10 protein-coding genes are annotated in these 11662 nt (G+C 46.3%); 2 read left to right on the top strand and 8 right to left on the bottom strand.

Annotated elements, in window-relative coordinates; translation table 11 throughout:
* Positions 1–179: 179 nt before the first annotated feature.
* From prpF to CAG60_RS15665, 5 genes are all read right to left on the bottom strand, one after another.
* A complete protein-coding gene (gene prpF / locus CAG60_RS15685) occupies positions 180–1361 on the bottom strand; it encodes a 2-methylaconitate cis-trans isomerase PrpF (RefSeq protein WP_337247131.1) in 1182 nt (393 codons plus the stop codon).
* Between the two features lie 50 nt (positions 1362–1411).
* Positions 1412–4009, bottom strand: a complete 2598-nt coding sequence (gene acnD / locus CAG60_RS15680; RefSeq protein WP_161439381.1) for a Fe/S-dependent 2-methylisocitrate dehydratase AcnD — start codon at positions 4007–4009, stop codon at positions 1412–1414.
* 51 nt (positions 4010–4060) lie between these two features.
* Positions 4061–5191, bottom strand: coding sequence for a bifunctional 2-methylcitrate synthase/citrate synthase (gene prpC / locus CAG60_RS15675; protein WP_154168268.1), 1131 nt, complete (start codon positions 5189–5191; stop codon positions 4061–4063).
* A gap of 116 nt (positions 5192–5307) precedes the next feature.
* Positions 5308–6207, bottom strand: a complete 900-nt coding sequence (gene prpB / locus CAG60_RS15670) for a methylisocitrate lyase (protein WP_161439380.1) — start codon at positions 6205–6207, stop codon at positions 5308–5310.
* Positions 6204–6899 carry an FCD domain-containing protein gene (locus CAG60_RS15665; RefSeq protein ID WP_161439379.1) on the bottom strand — a complete coding sequence of 232 codons (696 nt, stop codon included), beginning with the start codon at positions 6897–6899 and terminating at the stop codon, positions 6204–6206. Before CAG60_RS15665 ends, prpB begins: the two co-directional genes overlap by 4 nt.
* Positions 6900–7313: 414 nt before the next feature.
* Between CAG60_RS15665 and CAG60_RS15660 the strand changes: the two genes are divergently transcribed.
* Positions 7314–7772: a NifB/NifX family molybdenum-iron cluster-binding protein gene (locus CAG60_RS15660; protein ID WP_154168274.1), complete on the top strand. Its 459-nt coding sequence runs from the start codon at positions 7314–7316 to the stop codon at positions 7770–7772.
* 30 nt (positions 7773–7802) lie between these two features.
* The gene (gene nqrM / locus CAG60_RS15655; RefSeq protein ID WP_161425768.1) at positions 7803–7994 is read left to right on the top strand and encodes a (Na+)-NQR maturation NqrM; all 192 of its coding nucleotides are present in this window, start codon (positions 7803–7805) and stop codon (positions 7992–7994) included.
* Positions 7995–8047: 53 nt separating this feature from the next.
* On the opposite strand, the gene CAG60_RS15650 is transcribed toward nqrM, so the two are convergent.
* Genes CAG60_RS15650 through CAG60_RS15640 form a run of 3 tightly spaced genes read right to left on the bottom strand, consistent with a single transcriptional unit; the run spans position 8048 to position 11279 of the window.
* Positions 8048–8521 carry a response regulator gene (locus tag CAG60_RS15650; RefSeq protein ID WP_004395326.1) on the bottom strand — a complete coding sequence of 158 codons (474 nt, stop codon included), beginning with the start codon at positions 8519–8521 and terminating at the stop codon, positions 8048–8050.
* Complete coding sequence (locus tag CAG60_RS15645; RefSeq protein ID WP_110166987.1) at positions 8508–9830, bottom strand: ATP-binding protein; 1323 nt, start codon at positions 9828–9830, stop codon at positions 8508–8510. Before CAG60_RS15645 ends, CAG60_RS15650 begins: the two co-directional genes overlap by 14 nt.
* Before the next feature lie 30 nt (positions 9831–9860).
* The gene (locus tag CAG60_RS15640; protein ID WP_170905962.1) at positions 9861–11279 is read right to left on the bottom strand and encodes an SLC13 family permease; all 1419 of its coding nucleotides are present in this window, start codon (positions 11277–11279) and stop codon (positions 9861–9863) included.
* Positions 11280–11662: the final 383 nt, after the last annotated feature.

The raw sequence follows: 11662 nt of genomic DNA, 5'->3' as shown, positions 1-11662 counted from the left end.
AAACAAGACGAGAGATATATAGCAAATATAAAATTTCAGCGCCAAAGGACATTCAGTTGCAGTTAATGCTCAATGAGTCATTCGACTTATCTTTGCTCAACCGCTCCTTTTGACAATCAAATCAATTGTTGCACTTAGTGTGGCCATGGAGATAGCTGAACGCTATCTCCAAAAAATGATTATGGCGCTGGAACTCTCACCGAGCCTTCCATTAATATCCGAGCACTGCGACTCATCACCGCTTTAGTGATCCGCCAAATAGGTGGTGTGTCTTCTTCAATAACGGTCAACTCAATCGTAGCGCCGACCGTTAATAGGCCAGAAGGATGCCCCAAAGTAACTTGACTTCGTTGACCGCCTCCCGCGGCTTGATTGACGACCGTGCCGGGAACGCACGCCGCTGCGGCAATCGCAACGGCAGCGGTTCCCATCATCGCATGGTGTAATTTCCCCATTGACATTGCACGTACAAGGAGATCAACTTCAGCACTCTCAATCTGTTTTCCGCTAGCGGTGAGGTAGGCTTTCGATGGCGCGACAAAAGCAATTTTAGGCGTATGTTGACGCGCTTTAGCTTGTTCTAAATGCTCAATCAAGCCCATTTTTAACGCGCCATGCGCACGGATCATTTCTAACTTAGCGAGCATTTCAAGATCGGTATTGACCGCCTCTTGGCCTTCATCGCCTTGATAACCCAGTCGGTGAGCATCAAGAAAAATGGTCGCAATCCCTGCATTAATCAACGTCACCTCAATATCACCAAGACCGGGGATGGATAAGCAGTCACGTAGATTCCCCGTCGGAAATATCGCGCCTTGCCCCTCAGCAGGATCTATAAACTCAACCTGAATTTCAGGCGCAGGAAACGCGACGCCATCAAGCTGAAAATCACCGATTTCTTGAACTTGACCGTTGACGATGGGTACATGAATGATCAGCGTTTTTTGAATGTTGGTTTGCCATACTTTTACCGCCACCACACCCTGTTCAGGGATACGAGCAGGGTCAATCAACCCCGCCTCTATCGCAAAAGGACCGACTGCCGCAGAAAGGTTACCGCAATTACCACTCCAATCAATCTGCGGTTGGTCGATAGCGACTTGGCCAAACAGATAATCGATATCGTGATCCGCTTGCTGACTTTTCGAAATCAGCGCAACTTTACTGGTACTCGAACTTCCCCCTCCCATACCATCGATCTGCTTGCCATAGGCATCAGGACTACCCATCACTCTCAATAGCAGTCTATCGCGATACTCGCCAGATAATTGGGCATCAAGAGGGAGATCGGAGAGCTTAAAAAACACGCCGTTACTGGTGCCACCTCTTAAATAGGTGGCGGGAATTTTTATTTGCCGCACTGAACCGACGGAACTGTCTGAGGTACTAGAAACTATAGAATGAACATTACTCATAACGGCTTCTCTTTAGTTAAAAACTGTTCGGCAAAACGAGGTAATACCCCACCCGCTTGATAAACGTCGAGTTCATCTTCGGTTTCAAGGCGGCAAATCACTGAAACAGAGAAAGAAGACTGATCTCGGCGAGTGATGGTCAACGTGAGTCTCGCATTTGGCTGGATCACTCCGCGGACATCAAATAACTCGCTGCCGTCTAAATCAAGGGTTAAACGGTTCATCCCTGTCATAAATTGCAGCGGCAATACTCCCATACCAACTAAATTGGTGCGATGAATGCGCTCAAAGCCTTCGGCAACAATCGCCTCAACGCCAGCTAAACGTACCCCTTTCGCCGCCCAATCACGAGATGAGCCTTGGCCATAATCGGCACCAGCAATAATGATTAACGGTTGTTTACGTTCTAGATAGGTTTCTATTGCTTCCCATAGTCGAGTGACTCGCCCTTCTGGCTCAATCCGCGCTAGCGAGCCTTGTATCACTTCGCCGTTCTCTTTGACCATTTCATTCAATAGTTTGGGGTTAGCAAGTGTGGCGCGTTGGGCCGTTAAATGATCGCCGCGATGAGTCGCATAAGAGTTAAAGTCCGCTTCGGGAACGCCCATGCTGGCTAAATACTCTCCGGCTGCACTATTCGCTAAAATCGCATTCGAGGGAGAAAGGTGATCGGTTGTGACATTGTCACCTAAAATCGCTAACGGACGCATGGCAGTTAAACTCGGCTTGCCAGCCAGCGCACCTTGCCAATAAGGAGGGCGTCGAATGTAAGTACTGTGAGGACGCCAATCATAAAGCGGGGACGTTGGCTGAGTCGAATCCTGTAGCTGAAACATTTGAATATACACGTGCTGAAATTGCTGCGGCTTAACGCAGCTCTCGACCACGGCATCAATCTCTTCATCACTCGGCCAGATATCCGCTAAGTAAATCGGGTTGCCCTGACTGTCCACACCAAGCGCTTCTCGCTCAATATCAAAGCGAATGCTGCCTGCAATCGCGTAGGCGACGACCAGCGGTGGTGACGCTAAAAAAGCGTGTTTGGCATGAGGATGAATCCGCCCATCAAAGTTACGATTACCAGATAAGACTGCAGTGGTATAGAGATCACGGGCAAGAATTTCTCGCTCAATGGCCGGATCCAACGCACCGCTCATTCCATTACAGGTTGTACAAGCGTAGCCAACAATCCCAAATCCTAGCGTTTCAAGTTCGGTTAATAAGTTGGCTTCTTCTAAGTACAGTTTGGCGACTTTAGAGCCGGGCGCAAAGGAGCTTTTCACCCAAGGCTGACGTATCAAGCCACGCTGATTGGCTTTTTTAGCAAGTAATCCCGCCGCGACCAAATTGCGCGGATTACTGGTATTGGTGCATGAGGTGATCGCTGCGATGATCACCGCCCCATCAGGTAAGCCGAATTGAGTACTCTCTTGTCTTAGCGTATGGGCGATACCGCGCTCAGCCAATTGTGAGGTAGGTAAACAGCGATGGGGTTGAGAAGGCCCAGCCATGGTGCGTTCGACTTGAGAGAGATCAAAGGTTAAGACTCTTTCATACTGCACCTCGAGTAACTCATCAGCCCATAAGCCAGTCTGTTTAGCGTATTGCTCAACTAACGCGATTTGATCTGGTTCGCGGCCCGTGAGCTGAAGATAACGTAGCGTTTGCTGATCGATATAGAACAAACCCGCGCTAGCACCATATTCTGGCGTCATGTTGGCGATGGTGGCGCGATCGCCAATCGTCAGTTGATGGGCTCCTTCACCAAAAAATTCTAAATAAGCTGAGACCACTCGCTGCGTACGCAAAAACTCGGTTAATGCTAATACAATATCGGTCGCGGTGATTCCAGCTTGGCGCTGGCCGATAAGCTTTACCCCGACAATATCCGGTAAACGCATCATCGATGGTCGGCCGAGCATGACGGTTTCCGCTTCTAAGCCGCCAACACCAATGGCAATAACCCCAAGAGCATTAATATGAGGAGTATGGCTATCGGTCCCCACACAAGTATCAGGGAAGGCAACGCCTTGCTTCTGTTGGATGACTGGCGACATTTTTTCTAAATTGATTTGATGCATAATGCCATTGCCAGCGGGGATCACGCTGACATTTTTAAACGCGTGTTTGCACCATTCAATGAAATGAAAACGGTCTTCATTGCGTCGGTCTTCAATCGCACGATTTTTTACTAAAGCATCGGCGTCAAAACCAGCGTGCTCGACCGCTAACGAATGGTCAACAATCAATTGCGTTTCGACGATGGGGTTGACTTGCGCTGGATCGCCGCCTTGCTCAGCAATCGCATCACGTAGTCCGGCTAAATCAACCAAAGCGGTTTGACCTAAAATATCATGGCACACTACACGCGCAGGATACCAAGGAAAATCCCGATCTTGCTTACGCTCAATCAACTGTGTTAATGCTGACGTAAGTTGCTCACCAGGACAACAGCGCACCAGATTTTCGGCCAGTATCCGCGAGGTATAAGGCAGCCTCTGATACGCATCAGGCTTGATGGCGTTAATCGCTGCGCGAGCGTCAAAGTAATCTATCTCGGTTCCGGGTAAGGTTTGTCTAAAACGACTCTTCATTCTCTTTCTTTGATCCTCAATAATCCATTACAGCGAGTGACAACGTCACGATTAGCCACGCTGGTCTATAGGAACCCAGTCTTGAGGCTCGGGCCCAATATAGTCTGCGCTTGGACGAATAATCCGATTATTAGCCCGCTGCTCAAACACATGTGCAGCCCAACCCGTTAAACGGCTCAGCACAAAAATTGGGGTAAAGAGTTTGGTTGGAATTCCCATAAAGTGATAGGCCGAAGCGTGGAAAAAATCGGCATTACAAAATAAATTTTTCTCGCGCTGCATCACAGCTTCCACTCGTTCAGAAACCGCATAAAGATGGCTATCGCCCACCTGCTCGGATAAGCGCTTAGCCCACTGCTTGATCAAAGCATTACGTGGATCGCATTCACGGTAAATCGCATGCCCAAAGCCCATGATGGTCTGCTTCTCCGCCAACATCCGCAGCAGATGTTGCTCGGCTTGCTCTGCCGTCGTCCACGGCTCTATCATCGCCATTGCCGCTTCATTGGCTCCACCGTGTAGTGGTCCACGCAATGAACCAATCGCGGCCGTGATACAAGAATGCAGATCAGACAAGGTGGACGCGCACACGCGAGCGGTAAAGGTTGACGCATTAAACTCATGCTCAGCGTATAAAATTAGGGAACAATGCATAACTTGTTTAAACAACTCACTCGGCGCTTGATCGCTGAGCATTGCCAAAAAATAGCCACCGATAGAATCTTCATCGTATTGCTGAGTATCAACCCTGACTCCGTGATGACTGAAACGATACCAATAAGCCATGATGGCAGGAAAGAGAGCTAACATTCGCTCGGCGCTGGCTAACTGCTGAGCAAACTCTTGCTCTGGTTCGATATTACCCAACATCGAGCAGCCAGTGCGTAAGACATCCATCGGATGAGCTGTCGCGGGGATCCGCTCTAAGACCTCGGTGAGCGCGGGAGGTAAACTTCGTAAATCCATCAAACGCGCTTTAAAGTTGTCTAACTCACGCTGAGTCGGTAAGTGCCCAATCAATAATAAGTGAGCCACTTCTTCAAATTGAGCATGGTTGGCTAAATCGGTAATGTCATAACCGCGGTAGGTCAAACCAGTACCGGTTTTACCCACCGTACACAGTGCCGTGCTGCCAGCACTTTGACCACGTAATCCCGCGCCTGCGGATGAGGGACAAGACATAATGATGAACTCCTTTTCGCATTAAGTTTGGTTGATTCAAGGTTGGAGGTTAAAGCGACAATCCTCTTGTCGCGATAAACCACCTCATTGTGCTTATCATTCCAGCGTAGAAAAGCTTAAGATTTGCCTTTTGAAAATAGCGTATCCAGCGTTTGCTCATAGGCGTGATAATCGAGATAGTGGTAAAGCTCCTGACGGGTTTGCATCCCGTCTAATAACGCCTGTTGATGCTCATTGTCCAATAGGTGGCGGTAAACGGTTTCTGCAGCGTGGTTCATGGCACGAAACGCACTGAGAGGATACAAGGCCATGGCAACGTTAACTGCCGCCAATTGCGCTTTGCTATACAGTGGGGTTTGCCCGAACTCGGTCATATTGGCAAGAATCGGTACGTTTTTTCCGGTTGCCGATTGTAATGCCAAAGCAAGCTGTTGATATTGATCCAATTGCGTCATCGCTTCGGGAAACAACATATCGGCCCCCGCCTCAACATAAGCAATCGCTCTTTCAATGGCTTTGTCCATCCCCTCGTTGGCCAGTGCATCAGTACGCGCCATGATCACAAAATCATCATCGTGACGAGCATCGACCGCAGCTTTGAGTCGGTCAACCATCTCCTGTTGGCTAACAATGGCTTTATTTGGACGATGACCACAACGTTTTTGAGCCACTTGATCTTCCAAATGAACCGCCGCCGCCCCTGCTTTTTCCATTAGCTTGATCGTCCGAGCAATCGAAAACGCGCCGCCAAATCCGGCATCAATATCCACCAATAAGGGTAAATCACAAGCATTCGTGATCCGCTCAACATCGATCAGTACGTCATTTAATGCGGTGATGCCAAGATCCGGCAATCCATAGGATGCATTGGCGACGCCTGCGCCGGATAGATAAATGGCCTGATGGCCGATCTGTTTAGCCATCATCGCGCAATACGCATTAATCGTACCGACAATGGGCAAAGGTTGCTGCTGGTGAAGGGCAAGCTTAAATTTAGCTCCCGGACTGATGCTCATAAACACTCCTTAGTATGGCTGTCGAGCTGAATTTGCTGTTCAATTAAACGCCTGCTGTAAGCAATATGTCTACGCATCAACATCTCCGCCAACTCTTCATCACGGTGACGTATCGCCTGCAGAATAAATTTATGCTCTTCAAGGGCGGCAATCGGTCGAGAATGAGAACGAGGCGATTGATATCGATACATACGCAGCAAATGGTAAAGCTCATTGCACAGCAACCGAATCAATTGTGGGTTACGACTGGCTTGAATGATTCGATAGTGAAAGTCAAAATCACCGTATTGATGAAAATAGCCCGCCCCATCGACTTGTTCGATATGACGAGAATGCGTGATAAGTAGTTGCTCTAAGCTAGACAATTCGTCTTCGGTAATATGACGCGCCGCTAAACGAGCCGCCATTCCTTCCAACGCTTCTCTTACGCTGTACAGATCCACCAGCTTTTCTTGACAAAGCTTAATCACTCTGGCCCCAACATGAGGAATACGCTCGATTAAACCTAAGCCTTCAATCCGCATCAGCGCTTCACGTAAAGGCCCTCGACTGACCTGAAAATGTTTAGCTAACTCAGGCTCAGAGATTTTACTTCCAGGAGCAATGTCGCCAGAAACAATCGCCTCTATCAAAAACTCAGTTAAACTTTCCGATTTAGTATGTTCTTTTTCGTTATCTGCGTGTTTATTCACTTGGCTCTTCTACCTTGCATAAGTCATTACGCTGAGCTCATCAAGCTTATGGGTGGTTAATACGAACAACCTCAACTTGCTGATACCGCTTACCATAAACAACCAATTGTCGACAATCAAGGAAATCGGCAACAATTTAGACTAATGTCGCACAAAAAACATCGCAATAACAATCCAAAAATCGAATAAAAACCTCTTATTTTAAGGGAAAGTTAACTGTTATTGATTGTTACGTCGCATTGTCGATTTATCCCAATGAAACATTGTCGACAATCAATGCGTCATACTTAAAGATGAACCCACGATTTCTTAGAGCAGCAAACAGGGAAAATACAAAAAATAATTGGCATATGCCAATTACTAGCGCACAATATTCACTTCTCACTCTTCTCTCACCACAATAGGAATATTGATATGATCTATGCCATTCCCAGCCAAGGTCAAAAACTCAGTCCCCATTTTTCCAAAGCATCCGAATTTTTATTGATTAACTCTGTGACCGAGCAGCACAGGGTTATCATCACTGAACCTCATGACCCAGCTCAACGCTGCGCTCAAAAAGCGGCGCTGCTTGAGCTGTTACGGCAACATAAAGTCGATGCTGTAATCGTAAAAAATATCGGTCAGGCGATGCTATCGACGCTATTTAAGCTAGGTATCAAAGTCTTCGCCTATCCAGCTCGCCGCTCATTGGCTCAGCTAACTCTTACTGAACTTCAGGAAATCACTGATCTGGCTTACGCTCGTCCTTCGATTCATAAAAATCAGAAATCCTGCCAAACAAAGCAAGGTTGTCATTTTTCGCAGGCAAGGACTAAACTCAACCCAACAACGTTAAAAAAGTTACAGCGTATTTTTACGATTCACCGCTAACCCATACGAAACACAAAAGGAGTCATAAACATGGTGTACTTGATCGCTTTTGGCGTTTTTCTATTGATGGTGCTCTTAATGAGCATTGGCGTGATGGCTCGGCGAAAACCGATTCAAGGTAGTTGTGGCGGTCTAGCAAAGGTTGATATTGATAAAGTCTGTAATTGTAAGACACCGTGTCAAGATCACACTAAATCGACTCAAACCGACGAGCTGAAATAGCAAAAATAGCAAACTCAGCGTGAGCTAATCATCACGCTGAGTTGAGGTTAAATTTAGCGTACGCGAGTTAGCACCACGTTTTGATCCAACTCTTGATGCCACTGCGTGTAATCCAACCCTTTGTCAAAAATAAATTCTGTCACTAGTTGTCTAACACAGGCGATCAACGCTTCTGCACTCCATGGTTTATCAAAATAACGGTTGATGCCTGCGGTGTTTATCGCATTAATCGTATCAGAGTGGGTCGCTTGTCCAGTGAGTAAGACCTTTTTCGTGCCGATAAAACGAGGATCTTGTGTGATCTCGCTGAGTAGTTCAATCCCCGTTTTTCCTGGCATCACATGATCGGAAATAATCAGAGCAATAAACTCACCTTCAGCGTCTAATTCGTCCATCAGTTGCAGTACTTCATCTGCTGATTCACAATCTTCTATCTGTAACCAACTCGCTAACGGTTGCAAGTCTTGCAACACCGCACTGAGCACTTCCCTTTGGTCATCGACACAAATAATATTAAGCTTCTCCATATCCATCCTCGACTGGTAGTTTTATCCTGAAAATCGTTTTCTCATGATTGCTTTTGACAACCGTAGTTCCGCCATAACTGGTCACAATGCGCTTAACAATCGCCAACCCTAACCCAAGACCAAACGACAACCCCTCTTTTTTAGTGGTAAAACTGGGCTGAAATATTCTCCGCCGTGTGGCTTCATCGATTTCTGGCCCATTGTTAGCAATAGTGATCAAAATGCGTTGTTTATCATAACGAGTATGGATATCGATTTCCGGATGCTCTGTTTGGAGCATCGCATCACAAGCATTTTTAATGATATTCACCCATACTTGTACCCATTCGGTCTGCGACCCCTTTAAGATTGGTAAGACTCCGGGACGCATCCGCACCGAGACTCGACGCAAATCACTTTGCAATAATGCTAACGCCCGATTTAGCGTGTCATTAAGATCCAACTGCTCATCAAAATGGATCTCGCTACGCCCTAATTGTTTAACCGATTTAACGATCCCAACCACATGTTTCGAGGCAACACGTAAATCGTGTAAATCACGCCCCATTTGCCAATAGCGAATCGCTAAATGTGGATTGGCCAGCCAATGAGCGGACAGTGTCTCCTCCGGTACTGCCCGAGCTAATTCACGAGCGAGATTTTTCGGCAATTGATAGCGCTGCGCAAAGTGTGCGCCACGTTCGCGCGCTTCACTCGACGACACTTTTTGCCCATACAGCAAACCAAAATCAAAAAACTGACTGGCTTCGGGATGCACTTCATGCAACAACTCGATAAATAAGCTTTCTAACCGTTCTGTTTTACTGCTTACCACGCCAATTGCGTTGTTCAATTCATGAGAAATACCAGCGGCTAACTGACCTAAGGTCGTCATTTGTTCCGCCATATGTAACCGCTCAAGCGCCTTTTCTTTGGCAACCGCTTCTTGCATTGCGCGTCGTTGACGACGCGAAAGCTCAGCCACAATCACGGGCATAAACTGGGTACTCAGCGGACCGAACTGTTGTGGCTCAATCACTGGCGTATGTCGGTCAATCCAACCGAGCTCAACATCAGTTTGCGCAATCACTGTGGAAGAGGCTATCCAATGACCAGAGAAAAAACTGTGTACACCAATAAAGGCGCCCGCTGAGGCCGAAAAAATCGGAATCGCCTTCCCCTCTTTTTCTCTAAATTGACCGAGTAGCTCACCCGATTTTACGTAATAGAGGCGATCGTTATAGCCATTTTGCTTAAGAATTATCGAGCCACTGGGTAAACAGATGCAGCGCTGAGCATGAGTAAAATAACGCTCAACTAATACCTGCATCTGCGGATCCATGTTTTCCAGCATCATTAATTAACCAATGTGTCCAATAAAGTGTAAAAACCAAATCATCACAAAACTCATCAACACACCAACAATACCAAGGATAACGCCAACTCGTGCCATTTGATGACTTTGTACATGACCGGTCGCATGAGCGAGAGCATTAGGCGGAGTACTGATCGGCAGTGACATCCCTAGCGAAGCTGCAAAAGTAACGACGAGAATTAAAGTTAACTCACCGCCCAATGGGGTAAGCGATACCATAGAGGTACCCAATGCCGCCATAATTGGCATCAATAAGTTTGCTGTCGCGGTGTGCGACATAAAATTCGCCATCAATAAACATAAGAACGCCGCACCAAATAACACGACATAAGGCGAGTAATGATCAAAAGGAATGCTATTAACCACTAATTCCGCTAATCCTGTTTTATCAAGCGCTAAACCCAGTGCTATACCACCAGAGACTAACCACAACACATCCCAGGAGATTTTTTTCAAATCTTCTTTATTGATGATCCCTGTCACCGAGAACACCGCAACTGGAATTAACGCCACGGTATAAGAATCCATGCCATGCGTCGATCCCATTAACCATAATAAAATGGTCAGTGTGAAGGTGAGATAAACCACCATCGCTTTCGGCGTTTTAAGAAATTTACCTTTAATACTTAATTCAATGGTTTTTTGTTCTGCTCGATACATAAATCCAATCAGCACCCAAGCCAGCGCCATCAATACGATCACAAAAGGCACACCAAAAGCCATCCATTCACCAAACGTGATTAAGTTATCGCCCACCAAATATTTTAAGGCGATTGCGTTCGGCGGCGTTCCAATGGGTGTACCAATACCACCTATATTAGCGGCAACCGGAATCGATAAGGCGAAAGCAATTCTGCCCGGATCCTTCGGGCCAAAAACGGCGATAACCGGCGTTAAAATCGAGAGCATCATGGCGGTGGTTGCGGTATTGGACATAAACATTGAGAAAATACCGGTGATCAGCATCAAACCTAACATCACAAATTTAGGATTTTGACCGAAAGGCTTGAGTAATACCCTTGCCAAGTTGACGTCTAAACGGTATTTAGTCGCCGCCATGGCTAAAAAAAACCCACCGAGAAATAACATAATGATCGGACTAGCAAAAGTCGCCATGATGTCACTGTGTTTTAATAACCCACCAAATTCCGGAAGATGCTGGTTACTTTTAAATAGCCACAAGCCTTTATCCGATAACATCAGAAGTTCTAAAACAATGATCACCACTGAAGTGGCATAAATCGGGATCGGTTCAAATACCCACAATAAGGCCGCTAACAGGAAAATCGCAATCACTCGCTGTTGAATAATGGTCAGCCCCTCAAAAGGAAAAGCAGAGAGGGGTAAAAGGAGGATCAATAAGGGAATCGCTAACGGGACAATGTACTTAATATAGGGGCGTATCATAGTTACTCTTCCTGAGACAATGTGCATAAAAACCACGAATAATGGCCAGATCGCTTATCCACGACCCGTTGATAACTTTTGTTAGTTAATAACTCTTGTAAGTTAATAACTATTACAAATAGTTACAGTTCGAAGCCACCATGAATTATGCCTATACCTGAAAGAAATACTTAGGGGTAGATCAACGAATATCTATTAGTTTCAATCACTAGCGCGGAAAATCAGCAAAACCTCGTCCTGATCTCATCTTGTGAGGAAAAATTTTTTAGTCACCAGCTCTCTTTTTGATGATTTATTGACTATTTTTATAACTAGCAACACAGGTAATAAAAATAGTGATAAAATACACGATTAATTGAACCAAAGTCACAGATTATGGA

Origin of the sequence: Vibrio sp. V33_P6A3T137, assembly GCF_009904835.1 — a bacterium.
In the GTDB taxonomy this organism is placed as follows: Bacteria; Pseudomonadota; Gammaproteobacteria; order Enterobacterales; family Vibrionaceae; genus Vibrio; species Vibrio metschnikovii.
This window is presented reverse-complemented; position numbering and strand designations above follow the sequence as displayed.